At 73.0% G+C, this 16,348-nt stretch carries 14 protein-coding genes and 1 pseudogene; 6 read left to right on the top strand and 9 right to left on the bottom strand.

Annotated elements, in window-relative coordinates; all coding sequences use genetic code 11:
* Nucleotides 1-97 precede the first annotated feature (97 nt).
* The gene (locus tag JXZ78_RS11765; protein WP_238782930.1) at nucleotides 98-2,983 is read right to left on the bottom strand and encodes a helix-turn-helix transcriptional regulator; all 2,886 of its coding nucleotides are present in this window, start codon (nucleotides 2,981-2,983) and stop codon (nucleotides 98-100) included.
* A gap of 303 nt (nucleotides 2,984-3,286) precedes the next feature.
* Between JXZ78_RS11765 and JXZ78_RS11760 the strand changes: the two genes are divergently transcribed.
* Together JXZ78_RS11760 and JXZ78_RS11755 are read left to right on the top strand one after the other, a co-directional pair.
* Nucleotides 3,287-4,066 (top strand): SDR family NAD(P)-dependent oxidoreductase, encoded by a 780-nt coding sequence (locus tag JXZ78_RS11760; RefSeq protein WP_238782929.1) that lies wholly within the window; start codon nucleotides 3,287-3,289, stop codon nucleotides 4,064-4,066.
* 373 nt (nucleotides 4,067-4,439) lie between these two features.
* Nucleotides 4,440-4,871: a DUF779 domain-containing protein gene (locus JXZ78_RS11755; protein WP_238782928.1), complete on the top strand. Its 432-nt coding sequence runs from the start codon at nucleotides 4,440-4,442 to the stop codon at nucleotides 4,869-4,871.
* A 162-nt stretch (nucleotides 4,872-5,033) separates the two neighbouring features.
* Here the strand turns inward: JXZ78_RS11755 and JXZ78_RS11750 are convergent, their stop codons facing one another.
* Nucleotides 5,034-5,981, bottom strand: a complete 948-nt coding sequence (locus JXZ78_RS11750; RefSeq protein WP_238782927.1) for a DUF1444 domain-containing protein — start codon at nucleotides 5,979-5,981, stop codon at nucleotides 5,034-5,036.
* 439 nt (nucleotides 5,982-6,420) lie between these two features.
* Here JXZ78_RS11750 and JXZ78_RS11745 point away from each other — a divergent pair, with 439 nt between their 5' ends.
* The gene (locus tag JXZ78_RS11745; RefSeq protein ID WP_238782926.1) at nucleotides 6,421-6,951 is read left to right on the top strand and encodes a methylated-DNA--[protein]-cysteine S-methyltransferase; all 531 of its coding nucleotides are present in this window, start codon (nucleotides 6,421-6,423) and stop codon (nucleotides 6,949-6,951) included.
* A 460-nt stretch (nucleotides 6,952-7,411) separates the two neighbouring features.
* Nucleotides 7,412-7,879, top strand: a complete 468-nt coding sequence (locus tag JXZ78_RS11740) for an RICIN domain-containing protein (protein WP_238782925.1) — start codon at nucleotides 7,412-7,414, stop codon at nucleotides 7,877-7,879.
* Nucleotides 7,880-7,962: 83 nt separating this feature from the next.
* Here the strand turns inward: JXZ78_RS11740 and JXZ78_RS11735 are convergent, their stop codons facing one another.
* Nucleotides 7,963-9,072 (bottom strand): Gfo/Idh/MocA family protein, encoded by a 1,110-nt coding sequence (locus JXZ78_RS11735; RefSeq protein ID WP_238782924.1) that lies wholly within the window; start codon nucleotides 9,070-9,072, stop codon nucleotides 7,963-7,965.
* Nucleotides 9,073-9,206: 134 nt separating this feature from the next.
* Between JXZ78_RS11735 and JXZ78_RS11730 the strand changes: the two genes are divergently transcribed.
* Nucleotides 9,207-9,554 (top strand): ArsR/SmtB family transcription factor, encoded by a 348-nt coding sequence (locus tag JXZ78_RS11730; RefSeq protein ID WP_238782923.1) that lies wholly within the window; start codon nucleotides 9,207-9,209, stop codon nucleotides 9,552-9,554.
* 36 nt (nucleotides 9,555-9,590) lie between these two features.
* On the top strand, nucleotides 9,591-10,598 hold the full coding sequence (locus JXZ78_RS11725; protein ID WP_238782922.1) for an NADP-dependent oxidoreductase: 1,008 nt from the start codon (nucleotides 9,591-9,593) through the stop codon (nucleotides 10,596-10,598).
* Nucleotides 10,599-10,602: 4 nt separating this feature from the next.
* Here JXZ78_RS11725 and JXZ78_RS11720 read toward each other — a convergent pair.
* The 6 genes and pseudogenes from JXZ78_RS11720 to JXZ78_RS11695 all read right to left on the bottom strand — a co-directional run.
* Nucleotides 10,603-10,692: pseudogene (locus tag JXZ78_RS11720) on the bottom strand (4-hydroxy-2-oxovalerate aldolase family protein); the annotation flags it as partial.
* Between the two features lie 99 nt (nucleotides 10,693-10,791).
* A complete protein-coding gene (locus JXZ78_RS11715) occupies nucleotides 10,792-11,643 on the bottom strand; it encodes a class II fructose-bisphosphate aldolase (RefSeq protein ID WP_238782921.1) in 852 nt (283 codons plus the stop codon).
* A 95-nt stretch (nucleotides 11,644-11,738) separates the two neighbouring features.
* Nucleotides 11,739-12,689, bottom strand: coding sequence for a DMT family transporter (locus JXZ78_RS11710; RefSeq protein WP_238782920.1), 951 nt, complete (start codon nucleotides 12,687-12,689; stop codon nucleotides 11,739-11,741).
* Nucleotides 12,686-13,678 (bottom strand): BadF/BadG/BcrA/BcrD ATPase family protein, encoded by a 993-nt coding sequence (locus JXZ78_RS11705; protein WP_238782919.1) that lies wholly within the window; start codon nucleotides 13,676-13,678, stop codon nucleotides 12,686-12,688. Before JXZ78_RS11705 ends, JXZ78_RS11710 begins: the two co-directional genes overlap by 4 nt.
* 49 nt (nucleotides 13,679-13,727) lie before the next feature.
* The gene (locus JXZ78_RS11700; RefSeq protein ID WP_238782918.1) at nucleotides 13,728-14,885 is read right to left on the bottom strand and encodes an SIS domain-containing protein; all 1,158 of its coding nucleotides are present in this window, start codon (nucleotides 14,883-14,885) and stop codon (nucleotides 13,728-13,730) included.
* Nucleotides 14,882-16,177, bottom strand: a complete 1,296-nt coding sequence (locus tag JXZ78_RS11695; RefSeq protein ID WP_238782917.1) for a D-tagatose-bisphosphate aldolase, class II, non-catalytic subunit — start codon at nucleotides 16,175-16,177, stop codon at nucleotides 14,882-14,884. The genes JXZ78_RS11700 and JXZ78_RS11695 overlap by 4 nt, the downstream gene beginning before the upstream one ends.
* Nucleotides 16,178-16,348 lie beyond the last annotated feature (171 nt).

Raw genomic sequence — 16,348 nt, 5'->3', positions numbered from 1 at the left:
CGCCGGGCGTCCGGGCCTGCCGTCGCTTCCGGTGTGCTGATTCTCCGGGTCTGTCGCCCCCGCCCGGCCCGCCGCCCCCGTACGGCGGGCCCGTCCGTCACCTCGACGCGCTGGGCCGCAGCTCCGCGGGCCGGGGGCCGTCGTGCCACCTGGACGGCCGTACCGGGGTGTCGGAGCACGGCGTCCCGGGCGGCAGGGCCCGGGAGCAGGAGCACGGCTCCGGAGCGGCGTGGCGGGACCGGCCGTCGGCCGGCTGGACCGACGGGCGTGCCAGGTCCTCCGGCGGCTCGGCGGACGGCTCCGCCGGAATCGCCCCGGCCAGTCCCTGACGTCCCGCTATGCCCAGCTTCCGGTACACACCGGACAGGTGGAACTCCACCGTACGCATGGTCAGGAACAGCATCTGGGAGATCTGCCGGTTGGTGTGTCCGCTCCGGGCCAGCCCGGCGATCTTCAGTTCCTGCGGTGTCAGCAGCGGATGAGTACGGACCGGCTTGTCGTGGGCCGGTACGGGCTCCGGCGCCGCCCGCAGCCGCCGGGCCAGCGGTGTGGCACCGCACTCGCCCGCCAGGGCCAGCGCCGCGGCGCTCTCGCGGTCCGCCTCGGCGGTCCGTCCGGCGGCGCGCAACGCGGCTCCCAGGTCGGCCCTGGCCACGGCGAGTTCCAGGCGGGCGGGCGACGCTTCGAGGTGGCGCACCGCCTCGGTCAGCAGCGTGAGCCTGCGCTCGCCCTGCCGGGTCATGGCCAGGGCATGCCGGGCGACGCCGATCGTGCGCGGTGTCCCCCAGCGGCGGGCGGCCTCCAGTTCCTCGCGCGCCAGGGTCTCGGCCCGGTCGGCGGCGCCGTCGGCGGCCAGGGCGAGCGCCGCGCGGGAACGCCACGGCAGGATCGCCGGGCTGACGGCGCCCCGGCGCACCAACTGCCGTCCGGCGGCCAGCAGATCCGCCGCCGCACGGCCCGGCTCACCGCGCAGCCGCCACAGGGCCGCCCGGGCGGCGAGCAGGTACGGGCCCTCGTACCGGCCGTACCGGTCGTCGTCCGGGCCATGGCCGGCGGGGCCGTGCGCGGCCAGCAGCGCGGCGGCCTCGTCCTGGTCGCCCAGCTGCGCCAGCGCCTCCACCAGGCCGGCCACCGCGAAACCGGTGACGGTCGGCAGCGCGGTGCTGCCGGGGCCGATCTCCTCCACCACCGGCCGCAGGATCGCCACGGCGCCGGGCAGGTCCCCGGTGACCCGGCAGATCCGGGCCCGGAAGATGTCCGCCGCCAGCCCGGCCCGCCGGCCCGACATGGCACGGCTGAGCCGGCCGGTACGCCAGCAGTGGGCCCGTGCCTCGACGAGTTCGTCGGCGCGGATCAGGGCCGCGCAGCTCTGCCAGAGGCGTCCGAGGTCGCCGCCCGCCGCGTCGGCCAGCGCCTCCCGTGCCGGGGCGAGGGCCGCTTCCCGGTCCGCTCCCCGGTCGGCGGCGATCGCGGCCCGCAGGTTGGCCAGTTCCCTGCTCCGTGCGCCGTCGGCCGGCTCCGGCGCGTCCGCCAGCCGTCGGGCCTCGGCCGACGGGCCGGCCACGTCGAGCAGGGAGACGGTCGCCTTCCGGAGCGTGAGCCTGCGCACCGCCGCCGGGTGGCCGGCGCCGATCCGGCCGGCCGTCTCGTCCAGTACGGACGCGGCGTCCGCCGGCCTGGCCCGGTCGATGAGCATGCCGGCCACGTCCAGGGCCAGTTCGGCGCAGACCTCGGGGTCCTCGGACTCGCGCAGCAGGGTGTCCAGTTCGCTCAGCGCGAGGTCCGGGTCGACGAAGGTCTCGGCCTCGGCCAGTTCGCGCCGGACGGCGGCGCGGACGTCCGCGGGCAGCCGGTCCCGCAGCACGCACCGCAGATAGCGGCTCGCCTCCTCGGCCCGCCCCTCGTGCAGCAGTTTGCGTGCCGCGGTGCGCAGCGGCTCGACCGCCCAGTCCAGCCCGGTCGGGCCCGCCGCGGCGAGCTGCTGGGCGACCCGTTCCGCGCCCCACTGCTCGTCCCGCATGAACCGGGCCACCTCCAGGTGCGCGGCGATCCGGGAGCCGACGGGCATCCCGGCGAGCACCGCGGTGCCCAGCAGCGGGTGCCGGAACGCCGGCGGCACCCGGTTGGCGAGCACCTGCCGTGCCACCAGGGTGTCGATGGCGTGCAGCGCGTCGGGAACCGGCAGTTCGGCCAGCGAGGCGGCGTGGGTGACCTCGGCGCTGTCTCCCAGAACCGCGACAGCCCTGGCCATGGCCAGGGCTGGTCGGGGCAGGTCGTCGAGCCACCGCCGGGTACATCGCAGCGCTTCCGGTCCGGCCGCGCCGCGCAGCTCCCGCGCCGTGACGGCCGTGCCGGGGCGGCCCGCCAGGTGGGCGAGCAGCAGACCGGGGTTGCCGCCGGTCAGTTCGTGGCACACGGCGGCCGCCGCGGCGTCGAGCGTGAGGCCGCAGTGCCGCGCGGCGAACTCGGCGACCCCGGCCTCGGGCAGGCCGGTCAGCTCCAGGTGCTCGGCACGGGCGAGAAGTTCGGCCGCGCCGGCCGTCCGGCCGGATCCCGGGTCATCGCCGGCCGCCGCGACGAGCAGCAGCGGTACGGGCCGGTCGAGCGAGGCCAGGGCCACCAGCCAGCGGGCCGACGACGCGTCCACGTCCATGAGGTCGTCGACGCACAGCGCGAGGGGCGTGCGCGCCATGACGTCCCGGCCGCGGGCGACATAGCCCTCCAGGGTGTCCGCCCCGTCGTCCGGGCGGCCGAGGGCCTGGCGGGCCACGGCGAACAAGGAGTCCCGCACGGCCGGTCCCCCGGCGGCGGCCCCCACCCGGAAGCCCGCGTCCGCCGCGCGGGCCGCCACCGCCTCCAGCAGCGCACTCTTGCCGATGCCCCGCTCCCCCCGCACCGCGACGATCACCGGTACGCCGCCGCCGGCCCGCCCGATCAGCCCGTCCAGCCGGGCCAGCTCCGCTTCACGACCGGTTAACGGCATCAACAGCCCTCCCCATAGACATGAATATGTCGGGACGTCCTTACACCCGACAGGTTCGTCCATCTTTCATCCTGATACGTGCCTTGCCCGGTCTGCGATCGCCGACCGGGCCAAGAACGGCTGGTTCGCTACCCCCGGCGGCCGATTCCGCACCGCCTAGGGCCCGGTTCCGGGGTGGCCGCGGGGTGCCGGACCGCCGGTCCGGTCCCGGCTGCTGAGGGCGTCCGGGCCGTCGCCGTCCCACCGCGTCCGTACCGTCGCCCCACAGGCCCCCGGCGTTCGCCCCCCGTCTAAGGTGCGGCAATGACTTCGCACACCTATCTCACCGAACTGTTCTCGCTGGACGGAAGGGTCGCCGTGGTGACCGGCGGCAGCTCCGGTATCGGACGTTCCATCAGCGGGGCGCTCGCCCGCTCCGGCGCGAGCGTCGTGGTCGTGGCGCGCAAGGAGGCGGAACTCCGCGCCACGGCCGACGAGCTGACGGCCGACGGCTGCCGGGCGGCGTGGGTGAGCGCCGACCTCGGTACGCGGACGGCCGTGCGCGAAGCCGCCGACCGGGCGGCCGGCGTGTTCGGCGAGCCGGACATCCTCGTCAACTGCGCCGGGGTCAACCTGCGGCCGCCGATGGACGAGCTGGACGACGAGGTGTGGGACACCACGATGGCGGTGAACCTGGAGGCGCCCTACCTCCTGGGGCAGCGCTTCGGCCCCGGCATGGCCGAGCGGGGCTTCGGCAGGATCATCCACATCACGTCCCAGCAGGCGCACCGGGCGTTCGTCCAGAGCGGTGCGTACGGCGTGTCCAAGGGGGCGCTGGAGTCGCTGGCCCGTTCCCAGGCCGAGGCCTGGTCGCCGTACGGCGTCACGTGCAACACGCTCGTGCCGGGCTTCGTCATGACGCCGCTCAACGCCCGGCTGTCGTCCGACCCGGAGAAGGTGGCGGCGCTGGCCGACCGCACCATGACCGGGCGCAACGGCCTCGCCGAGGACTTCGCGGGCGCCGCGGTCTTCCTGGCGAGCCGGGCCTCGGCGTACGTCACCGGGCAGTCGCTCTTCGTGGACGGCGGCCTGTCGGTCCACTGAAGGGGCGCGGGACGGGCGCGGGACGGGCGCGGGACGGACGCGGTAGGGGCGCGGTACGGGTCCGAGACTGACACGGTACGGGCGTGGGACGGGCGGCCGGACAGCGGCGATGCACCGCTGTGGTCCACGGCGGTGGCCTCCGCGGTGGACCACAGTGGCGGTCCCCCGCGGTGGTCCGTCACCCGGCCTCTCGTACCGGACGGCGGCACACCCCCTGACTACACTGCTCGCAGCGTCGGCACGGCAGCACCGGCCGGCCGTCTCCGCGGCGCGCGCCCCGGAGTCGCACCGCACCTGGTCCGGACGAACGGCGAAGGAGGGGGCATATGAACCGCTGCGGGCCCGAGAGGCGGGAACCGTCCCGGAGGACGCCATGAGCACCGGGGCGGAGCACGGCACCGAGCATCGCACCGAACACCATGCCGAACTCCGTACGGGGCGCATCGCCCTGAGTCCGGCGGCCGAGGAACTGCTCCGTCGGTTGCGGGAGGCGCACGGACCGCTGATGTTCCATCAGTCCGGCGGGTGCTGCGACGGCAGCTCCCCGATGTGCTACCCGGCGGGCGAGTTCCGTACGGGCGCGGCGGACGTACTGCTGGGGCGGCTGTCCGTGCCCGGTGTCGCCGAGCCCGTCGACTTCTGGATGGCGGCGGACCAGTTCGCCCGCTGGCGGCACACCCATCTGACGGTGGACGTCGTACCGGGGCGGGGCGGGGGCTTCTCGCTCGAAGCTCCCGAAGGTGTGCGCTTCCTGATCCGCTCGCGGCTGTTCAGCGAGGAGGAGCGGGCGCGGCTCGGCGACTGAGCACCGTCCGGGCCGCCGACCACGGGTTTGGTGAGGCCCCGCGCACGGGGGATGACGCGGGGCCTCACCAGGTTGAACGACCGGACCGGGGAGGGGGTTCCCCACCAAGGCGGACTTTACGAAAAGTTTTCGTCACCCGGCACATCGGCCCGCCCGCCGTACTCACGCCTCGTCCTGCACCAGCCGCTCCAGCATGTCCTGGAAGTCGAGGTCCACGACCACCCGGAGCCCGTCCCCGTCCGGCTCGCTCAGCCGCGTCATCGCACCGCGCCGCCACCAGAACACATTGGGGCTGATCGCCCCCGCCGCGTCCTCGTGGCCCGCCGCGGCGAACTGCGCCATGGCCTGGAGGGCCGGGACGACCTGCGCGTCGTGGATGGGGTGGAAGGCCAGCTGGTGGCGGAAGGGCATCGCGACCAGCGCGCCGTCCTCGGTGAGCGGCGTTCCCATGATCCGCTCGACCAGGTCGTCCAGGACCAGCACCCGGCTGGCGGTGAAGAACGAGTCGCCCAGCACCACCTCGAAGGACGAGCCGTCCCCGCGCCGTACCGTCTCGTGGCCCTCCACCGGCAGCGCCCGCAGATTGTTCAGCGCCCTGATGCGCAGCTCGGCCACCTCGCCGAGGTCGGACAGCGAGTCCTCGCTGAGCATCTGCACGGCCTCGGGCAGGTCCAGGGCGAGCACCTCGCGCAGCCCGGGGGCCGGCGCCCGCCCGTACCGGAAGGAGTCCGCCGGCGGCAGCGTCTCCTCGGCGACGACCCGCGGGAACAGCCGCGCCCGGATCTCGTCCTCCGCCAGGGTCTCCATCGGCTGCGGCCCGTCCATGGTGCGCAGCACCTTGCCCACGTGGTCGCGGATCATCGCGGGCCACACCCGTTCGCCGCGCCGGTCGCGGTGGCACACCGCGGCGAGGTTGCCCAGGCCGAACTGCCGTCCGCCGGAGTCGGCGACCACCCCCGCGTACACCGTGACCTCCAGGCCGCGCTCGGCGAACGCCTGCCTGACCTGCGAACGGAAGACGCCGCCCTCCCGCTCCGAGAAGAACCCGAACTCCCCGTCGCGCGGGGCTTCCCGCGGGTCCCGCTTCGGTCCACGGCGGAACAAGCCCATCTCTTCCTCCCGGCGACGGCCACGATGCCGCCGATCGTAACGGGTGTGCCGGAGCCCCTCGACCGGTCCCCGGCCCGGCCGCGCCCCGGCTCCCCCGCCTCACCGCCGCACGGCCCGCCGGGGTCCCCCATGGTCATCCTGCCCAGGAAGCGGGCCGGTCATGGCGCCCGCGAGCAGCGGGAACGAAGGGCGGGCCGCGAGCAGGGACCGGCGCTGCCCGGGCCACGGGCACGGACCCCCTCCGCCCGGGCCGAGGTACGCTGCGGGGCCGCCCGGCGGGCGACCGGTTCCCGCCGTCCCCGCCCCGCCCCACCGGCGGGGATGCGACGTCCGGATACCGCCAGCCGTCACGTGTCCGCGGCGGCACAGTGGGGGTGACGGACGAGCCGGTGTACGGCTCACGTGCACGGAGAACAGAGAAAGAGAAAGGGGCCGGACGATGACGGCCACGACGGTCCACACGACACTCGGCAGCCCGCTGGGCGACCTGCTGCTGGTGGGCGAGCCGTCCGCCACCGCGCCGGGCGGTACCGCGCTGACCTCGCTGTCCGTACCGGACCAGAAGGGCGGCGCCACGGTCGACGGGGCATGGACCCACGACCCCGCGGCCTTCACGGAGATCGCCGCGCAGCTCACCGCGTACTTCGAAGGCGCCCGCACCCGCTTCGGCATCACGTACGTGTCCGGCGGCACCCCCTTCCAGCAGCGCGTCTGGCAGGCCCTGGAGGACGTCCCGTACGGCGAGACGTGCACCTACGGCGACATCGCCGCCCGGATCGGCGCCCCGCGCGCCGCGGTGCGCGCGGTCGGCACCGCCATCGGCCGGAACCCGCTGCTGATCGTCCGTCCCTGCCACCGGGTCATCGGCGCCGACGGCACCCTCACCGGATACGCGGGCGGTCTGCGCCGCAAGGAACAGCTGCTCCGCCTCGAAGGCGCGGCCTGCGTGCCGGGAACCCTTCCGGCCTGACCGGCCCCGCGCCCGTGCGGACATGAAGAACAGGCATGAAGAGCGGGCTTGAAGAGCGGACATGAAGAACGGCGCCAAGTCCCCTGTCCCGGCGCCGTTCCGCCCGCCGCTCCTCCCTTCCCCCCACCACCCGCTCACGCGGGCCGGGAGGAGCGGCCGGGCAGCGGCTGGACCCGAGTCGGGCGATCCCCCGCACCACCCAACCCAGGCAGCCTCGGCCGGAGCCTGCCCACGACGGGGCGGGCGTCCGAAGCCATGCCGAGTATATTGGCTCCGGGCCAGTCAACGCAGCGGCTGCACCATGACCATTTTCGAGCGGCCCCCTCAGCAGCCCCGACGATCATGATTCGGCCGTCTCCCGTACGGCCTCCCGGCGCGGGAACCTCGCCGGCCCCACCCACATTCGTACACTTGCTCGATATGGCGGCGACGGGCCGCGACGACGGAAAAAGGGGCGGACGTGAGGGATGCCGAGAGGCTTGCGGCGGTCGGCGAGGGGGCGTATGCGCTGCGCAATGTGGGCAGCGGCCTGCTGCTGGAGGTCGAGGACGGCCGCAAGGGCAGCGGGGCGAACGTGCGGCAGGGCACGGAGGACGGTTCACCGGCTCAGCTGTGGCGGGTCACCGAAGTACACCCCGGCAGCGGACTGCGCCACCTGACCAACGTGGGCAGCGGCAAGCGCCTGGACGTCACCGGCGCCTCCACCGAGAACGGCGCCAACGTCCAGCAGTGGAAGGCCAACCATTACGGCGCGCAGGAGTGGCTGCTGGAACAGGACGTGGCCGAGCCCGGCACGTTCACGCTGACCAACTACGCCAGCGGGCTGCTGCTGGAGGTCGCCGACGACAGCAAGGAGCCGGGGGCCAACGTCCAGCAGTGGGAGGACCGGGACCGCCCGGGCCAGTGGTGGAAGCTGGAGAGCCGCTGACACACAGCGGCCTCCGGCCCGGCCTCCCCGCAATCCGGTTCCGCGGCCGCCCGGGGGCCCGGAGCCCCGGCTCTGCCGCCCCTTCAGAACCCGGCGGCGCGCTCGATGCGGTCCAGCAGGCGGTGGCGACGTACGGCGTGGGCGAAGTCCGGGGCGTGGCGGGTGCCGTCCGTGAGATCGCGGCGGATCTGCTCGTAGGCATGGGCCACGGTGTACGCGACTTCCGTGGTGCGGCCGGCGAGCGCGGGAAGCGCCGCGTCGTACGTGCCGGGGACCGGCAACTCCGCCAGCTCCGTACCCTCTCCCCGCGCGCCGTACACGGTGACCTGCCCGAATTGCAGATGCCCCGAGTCCCCGGTGACCAGCAGGTCGCCGGCGGTCCCGTTGATCTCCCAGTGGAAGTTGGTGGCGCGGGACAGGCCGCCGCGGAAGTGGAGCGAGGCCACCGCGCCGCCTTCGAGCACACCGCTGACGGCGATCTGGTCCGGCACGTCCATCCGCGCCGGCTCGCCGGTCACCTCGTCGTGCACCTTCGGGCGGCGGGTCGCCATGACGGCACCGAGGTCGGTGAACTCGCCGAGGGCCATGGTCACGGCGTCCACGGTGTGTCCGAAGGGGATGGTGAGCAGGGAGCCGCCGTTGCGCCGGTCGAGGAGGTAGGCGCCGTCCGGCTCGAACCGCGGCCCCCAGCGGCGCCCCGAGGCGATGACACTGGTGGACAGGACCTCGCCCACGTAGCCGTCGGCGATCAGGTCCCGTACGTACCGGACGGGCGGCGCGGAACGGGCCTGGAGCCCGACGAAGCTACGGACGCCCCTGGCTTCGGCGACGGCGGCCAACTCCTCGGTCTCCGCGAGGCCGTTGCCCAGCGGCCATTCGCTGAGCACCGCCTTGCCGGCTTCGAGGGCGGTCAGCACCAGTTCGCGGTGGTGCGGGACCTTCACGGCGACAACCACGAGGTCGACCTCGTCGCGCCGCACGAGTTCCCGGGCGCTGCCGAAGGCCAGCGGAACGCCATACTTCTCCCCCGCCGCGCGCGCGGATTCCGGGGTGGTGGCGGAGAGGGCCCGCAGCTCGAATCCCGGCACGGCGGCGAGTGCGGGCAGGTGGGCACGGGCGGCCCAGCCGCCGGAGGCACTGAGGCCGATGATGCCGACGCCGATCGGGGCGGCGGAGGGCGGGTGCGCGGGCATGGCGGATTCCTTTCACCGGTCATGCGGTGGGGTGCTCGGTCGAGCGGTGATCACGACCGTAGCCCATGTTCACACGGACGTGAACATGGGCCCAGGGGCGGTCACCGCGCGGGACGGTGGGGGATACTGAGGCCATGGCCAGCCGTACGTCCTCCCCCCTGCTCCACCCCGACGAGCGGGACTTCGACCTCTTCGCCGTCATGAGCGCGCTCACCGACCCGGTCCGGCTGAGCATCGTCCTGCGGCTCGCCACCGAGCCGGCGGTGCCCTGCGGCACCTTCGACCTGCCCGTCGCCAAGTCCGCGCTCAGCCGCCACCTGCGGGTGCTGCGCGAGGCGGGCGTCATCAGCCAGCGGGACGAGGGCACCCGCCGGATCAACTCACTGCGCGCGCGGGAACTGGACCGCCGCTTCCCCGGCCTGCTCACCCTCGTCCTGAAGGAAGGCGCCGAGCGGGGCGCACCGCAGCCGGTGACCGGCTGAAGCAGACCGGCACGACTCACGAGGGGGGAACGGCGGATGCCGACCACGTCACAGGAGTGGCAGCTGGCCGCACGGCCCGTAGGGCGCCCGGCGCCCGGCGACTTCCGGCTGGTGGAGCGGGAGTTGCCGCCGCTCACCGAGGGGGAGGTCCTGGTGCACAACCGGTTCCTCTCGGTGGACCCGTACATGCGGGCCCTGATGGGTACCGAACACTCCGGTTCGCCGGCCTACCAACTGGGCCGGCCGATGAGCGGCGGCGCCGTCGGCGAGGTGATGGAGTCACGGTCGGCCCGGTTCGCCCCCGGGGACCTGGTGCTCAGCGATCTCGGCTGGCGCACGGCCGCCGTCGCACCCGCCGCGCGCTTCACCGAGCGGGAGCGCATCGCGGACGTACCGGATTCCGCGTATCTCGGGGTGCTCGGGATGCCGGGGCTCAGCGCGTACGTCGGCCTCACCGAGATCGCCGGCCTGCGGGCGGGTGACGCCGTGTTCGTCTCCGGCGCGGCCGGCGCGGTCGGCAGCCTGGCCGGCCAGATCGCCCGGCTGCGCGGTGCCGCGGCGGTGTACGGCAGCGCCGGGTCGACGGAGAAGGTGGCCTACTTGACGGACACACTCGGCTTCACCGCCGCCTTCGACTACAAGGACGGCGATGTGCGCGACCGGCTCGCGGAGATCGCGCCGCACGGCATCGACGTCTGCTTCGACAACGTCGGGGGTGAGCACCTGGAGGCCGCCATCGACCTGCTGAACCGCGACGGCCGGGTGGCACTGTGCGGGGCCGTTTCCGAGTACAACGCCACTACGGAGCCACGAGGCCCGCGCAACATGACCGAACTGGTCAAAAAGCGCCTCACCCTGCGCGGCTTCGAGGTCGGCGACCACGCCGCCCTGCGCCCGCGTTTCGAACGCGAGGTGGCCCAGTGGCTGACCGCCGGACAGCTCGTGTTCCGGGAGACGGTCGAGGACGGGATCGACCGGGCGGTGGAGGCGTTCCTCGGGATGATGGACGGACGCAGCGTGGGGAAGATGCTGGTACGGCTGTGAGTGGTCAGTCGGCGGAGTCGGCCGCCGTGAGGTCGAGGGCGATATCGGGGATCATGTCCTCCTGGCCGCCGACCATCTTGCGCCGGTCGGCCTCGGCGTGGCGGCTGGTGACGCGGGAGACCGCGAGCGTCACCACGTGCTACCGCTCGGTCTTCGGCTACGCCGAAAAGGCTGGGGAAAGCTTCGGCCCCGCTCAGCCACTCACCACACCGAGCAGAGCCCGGACCGTCTCCGCCATCGCCTCCCGGCCCTGGGCGACGTAGGGGCGGGGGTCGGTCAGGGCGGGGCGCTCCGCCAGCGTCTCGCGGACCGCGCCGGTGAACGCGATATTGAGAGCGGTACCGATGTTGATCTTCACGATGCCCGCCCGAACGGCTTGTCGCAGATCGTCGTCGCCGACGCCCGAGGAGCCGTGCAGCACCAGAGGTACGGGCACGGCCGCCCGCAGGCGTCCGATGAGCGCGTGGTCCAGGGTCGCGGAGCGTTCGGTCATCGCGTGGCTGCTGCCGACGGCGACGGCCAGGGCGTCCACGCCGGTGTCCTCGACATAGCGCGCCGCCTCCTGCGGGTCGGTGCGCACCCCGGCCGCGTGGGCGCTCGCGGGAGCGTCGGGTTTGCCGCCGACGTAGCCGAGTTCGGCCTCCAGCCACAGGCCCGCGTCGTGGGCCCACCGGGCCGCGGCGCGGGTGGCGGCGAGGTTCTCGGCGTACGGCTGCGCCCCGGCGTCGAACATCGCGGAGGTAAACCCCGCGTCGGCCGCCGTGCGCAGCAGCCGCATGTCCGTCACGTGGTCCATGTGCAGTGCGACATCGACGTCACAGGCCTTGCCGACCTCGGCCGCGGCCCGCGCGATCGGCTCGGCCCGGCCGCCGTGGAACCGTACGGCGTTCTCGCTGATCTGCAGGATCACCCCCGGGGCGCCCGCGGCGGCCGCGCCGGCGGTGATCGCCTCGGCGTGCTCCAGCGTGATCACGTTGAACGCCGCGACGGCCCGGCCCGCGGCGGCGGCCTTCGAGACGAGTTCGCACGTGGGAACCAGGGGCATGAAGGTGTCCCCTCGCTTTCCTGTCGGTTCGGTGGGTACGGGCCGGTGCCGGCCCGTACCGCTGCGTGGTTCGGCCGGTACGGGTATGTGGGCGATCAGGACTTCTGCGGGGCCGGAAGCACGTCCGCGCCGTCGTCCGCCGCGCCCGGGGCCACGGAGTTCTCGCCGCTCTTCTCGTCGCTGTAGACCATCAGGGTCGAGCCCACGAGGGCCAGCACGATACCGAGGGCGCCCCACACGTTCGGGAGTGTCCGGTAGACCGCCAGGGACAGCACGATGGTCAGCACCGGGGCCAGCGCGTTGGTGACGGGGGCGACGACCGTGGCCTTGCCCCGGCTGAACGCCATGACCAGGAACAACGCGCCGACCGCGTTGAGGACCTGCGTCACCGCGGTGAGTGCCGGCGCCTGCCACGGAGCGTCGGACGGGAAATCGCCCATCATCACGAACGCCACCGGAACCAGCAGCAGTCCGCTGATGGTCATCCAGCCGAACGTCGTCGCGGAGTTGACCCCGACCACCGCGGCCTTGCGCATGCAGAACGCCTGCACGCCCCAGGCAACACAGATCAGGATGGCCATCAGCAGCCACGGACCGTGCGAGTTCGAGTCGTCCGTGCCGCTGGGAATGCTGAGCAGCACGATCGCCGCCAGCGCCGCGACGACTCCCACCAGGGCGAGCCGGTTGATCCGCTCCCGCAGCAGCGCCATCGCCATGAGGACGGTGACCACCGGGGAGAGCGACACCAGGGGGAAGATCAGGTACGCCGGGCCGTTGGCGAGCGCGTGGAACAGCAGGAGTTGGCCGCCGGCGCCGGTCAGTCCCGCGATCAGTCCGTACACGGCGGCGGTCGGCCGGCGGTCGAACGTGTTGCCGCGCATGGCAAAGTACGCGGGTATGAGCATCGTGCAGGCCCAGATGATGTAGATCATCTCGTTGGGGTAGCCGTACCTGCTGTTCGGCTCGCTGGAGAAGGCGCCCCACACACCCCAGAACAGGACCAGCAGCGACGCGTACGGGACCCAGCTCTTCGTGCCTGCGTTCATCGGTCTTCCCCTCCTGAGGCGGAGATCCCGGAGGCCATGCGCAGCGCTTCGAGCGCGGGCCGGTCGAGCGGGGTTCCGGCGATTCTCGCCGCGTACAGGGCGGCACCTACGACGGGCTCGTACAGAGGATGTCGCAGTTCGTAGTGAGTGAAACGATTTTTCAGTCCGGTGGCGAACGCCTCCAGAACCGCGTCCGCGCCGAAGGTGCCGCCCGAGTAGGAGACCGGTACGGCCTCGTCCGGGCCGAACTCCAGCCGCTCGCGGGTGACGTCGACGAGCCGGGCGAGTTCCCGGCCGGCCTCGGCGAGGATCGCCGAGGCGGCCTCGTCGCCCAGACCGGCCGCCTCGGCCACCGAGCGGCTGAGCGCGGCGATCCGGCCGCGGTCGCCCTGCCACCGGTTGTGGACGACGTCGATCACGTCGAAATCGGACGCGAGATCCAGGTGGCGCCGGAACACCTCGGCCAGGGGGCCCTCGGGGAGCCGTCCGTCGCTCATCCGCGAGAAGGCGTTGAGGCCGCGGACCGCGATCCAGTGCGCCGATCCCTCATCGCCGAACAGCTCGCTCCAGCCACCGACGCGCACGCCCCGGCCCAGCCGCTCGCCGTAGGTCACGGAGCCGGTGCCGCTGATGACGTTGATGCCGTCGACCGCGCCCAGTGAACCGGCCCAGCCGCAGACCATGTCGTTGTCACAGGCGTAGCGGTCGTGTCCGAGCACGGCTCGCGGGGTCGCGTTCAGGACGGGCAGATCGCGGGCAGCCTCCCCGTAACCGGGCAAGCCGAAAAAGGCGTACTCGATGTCGGCGGGGGTCAGCCCGGCCGCCGCACAGACAGCGTCGACGCCTTCCCCCAGCACACGCTCGACGAGCTCGATGCCGTGGGAGAAGTAGTACGAACTTGCCGCCTGCGCTCGCGCCACGACTTGTCCGCCGCGGTCGACCAGGCAGAATGCGGTTTTCGTACCGCCACCGTCGACACCTAGGAACATCGTTGTACCTCCGTCGGGCGCCCTGGAGCCGCGCCGTTGATGCCTTTGATCAGTTGTGCAAGGAGTGCAGGGTCACGCCCTGCACGACGCGGTTGACCTCGCCCGAGGGGAACGGGTTGTCGGCCCGCAGGCCCCGGGCCTGGGCGGCGCGCAGGGCGATGAGCTGGGCGTACACCACAGCGGACAGCGCCAGGGCGACGTCCTCGACGCCGTCGAGGCCCGGCAGCGGCCAGGCGTCGTCGCCGTCCGCTTCCGTGCCGGGGCCCGCGGAGACCGTGACGACGCTGCCGGCGGGTAGATTTCCGCGCAGCTCCGCGGAGATGTCCTGGTCGTACTTGCGGGTGTAGGGGTCGTTCGACATGTACACCACGGCGACCGAACGGTCGTCGAGCACCGCCTTGGGACCGTGCCGGAATCCCAGCGAGCTCTCCGAGACGGCCATGAGCCTGCCACCGGTGAGTTCGAGCACCTTCAGCGCCGACTCCTCGGCGAGGCCCTTCAGCGGGCCGCTGCCCAGGAAGACGATGCGCTCGGGCGCGCGGGCCACGAGGGCGCCGACGGTGCGGTCCACGGCGTCGCTCTCGCAGATCGACTCGGCCGCCCCGGCCAGGCGTTCGGCGACCCCGTCGTAGGCGCTGCCGCCGAGAGCGAGCAGTGCCGCGAGCGTCATGCACGTGAAGCTCGACGTCATGGCGAAACCGCGGTCGTTGGACGCGGCCGGCATCAGCAGCACGCGGGACTTCGGCAGCTCCGCGTGCTCGCGGGCCAGGCGGCCCTGCTCGTTGCAGGTGATCACGAGGTGGTGCACCTCGGAGAGGACCTGGTCGGCCAGGGCGGTGGCGGCCACGGACTCCGGGCTGTCACCCGAGCGCGCGAAGGAGACCAGCAGCGTGGGAACGTCCTCGGCGAGACAGCCGCGGGGGTCGGCGACGAGGTCCGTGGTGGGGACCGCGTCGACGCGGCGTCCCAGGCGCCGGGCCAGGGCGGGCTGGAGCACCTGGCCGGCGAACGCGGAGGTGCCGGCACCGGTGAGTACGACGCGCAGGTCACCGCGGGCGACGAGCGGACGCAAGAAGGCGTCCAGCGACTCCCGGGAGGCGGCGACGATCCGGTCGACCTCCCGCCACAGGGCGGGCTGCTGGGCGATCTCGCGGACGGTGTGGGCGGCGCCGTCGTCCAGGGACGGGGTGCCGGAGGGTGTGGTCACACGTGCTCCATCAGGTAGGGGTGGGAGGCGCGGCCGTAGTCGCGCAGAACGTCGCGGACGTGGTCCACGGCCAGGTCGCGCGGCCGGGCGGCGAGCTCGCCGTGGCGGACGCGGACGTACTGGAGTGGGAGGTGGGCGCTGAGCAGTGGCAGGGGGATGTCCACGGCCGAGAGGTTGTCCATCAGCCGGGCCTGGGCCTTTTCGATCTCAGGGTCGGGCCAGTAGTAACGCATCCGGTCGCTGTAGCTGTAGCGGCGTGCGAGGCGCTGCTCGGCAGCGCTGCCCGGGTAGTAGCCCTCCCACTTGGCGGGCTCGGCAAGCATCCGCTCCTCGACGACCTCGGGAAGGTGTGACCGCTCGGCGGCCGGGACCAGCTCGTCCTCAATGGCGGCGAGGGCGAACAGCGCCTCGCGCAGGGCGAAGGTCAGCCCGGGGCCCACCTTGAGGACCGCCCAGTGGTCCTCGACCAGCGCGGTGAGCGCCTCGGCGGTCTGGTAGTCGGTCGAGTGGGCCTCGTAGACCATGGTGGGCTCGTCGTCGAGGACCTTGCGCAGCTCCTCGGTCAGCTCGCGTCGGTAGCCGACGACCTGCACATGGTCGAACTCGACGGCCGGCTGGACCACGAGGGCCATGACGCGCGGCCAGACCTCGTCGATGCCGTGCTGGGCGAACGCCTTGCGGTGCTGCTCCAGAGTGGTGCGCGCCGCCTCGGGTGTGGTCGGGACGAGCGCGTCGAGCGTCTCGTGCGCGCCGCCGGGTGTGGGCACCTCGGTACCGATCACGTACCGGATCCGCTCGGCCCGCTCGGGGCCGGCCGTCTCCTCGGCCACCCGGATCAGCCGTGCGGCGCGTTCGGCGACCACGTCGTCGGTCAGCGGTACGGGGTCACCGGCGCAGGCGAAGCTGCAGTCCAGGTGGATCTTGGTGAAGTCCGCCGCCACGTAGGCGGCGACCAGGGCGTCGGCCCGTTCCATCGCCTCGTCGGGCGTCAGGGACTGCCAACGGTTCGGTCCGAGGTGGTCGCCGCCGAGAACCACGCGGTCCAGTGGCAGACCACTTTCGGCGGCGATGCCGTACACGAGGTCGCGGAAGTCCGCGGGCCGCATGTCCGTGTAACCGCCGTACTGGTCGACCTGGTTCGAGGTCGCCTCCACCAGTACATGACCGCCGGTCTCCCGTGCTTGCACCACGGCTGCCTCGATGACCAGCGGATGAGCCGAGCACACCGAGGTGATGCCCTGCGGCTGTCCGGCCTTCTGACGCCGGACCACCTCGCTCAACAAGCTCTGCATTGCCAACCCCTTACGCACTGTGCGTCTCAAGCCGATGTGCCGTCATGGGCGGCTCATTCCGGACAGTACTGGTCTCATTTGGGGTCGTCAATAGTCTTATTCTGGTATGCAACTGGTATTACATAGCCGAACCGGCAGGTCACGGCGATCGCCCAAGTCCGGTTGGTGATC

This window comes from Streptomyces monomycini (assembly GCF_022271435.1).
Lineage (GTDB): Bacteria > Actinomycetota > Actinomycetes > Streptomycetales > Streptomycetaceae > Streptomyces > Streptomyces monomycini.
This window is presented reverse-complemented; position numbering and strand designations above follow the sequence as displayed.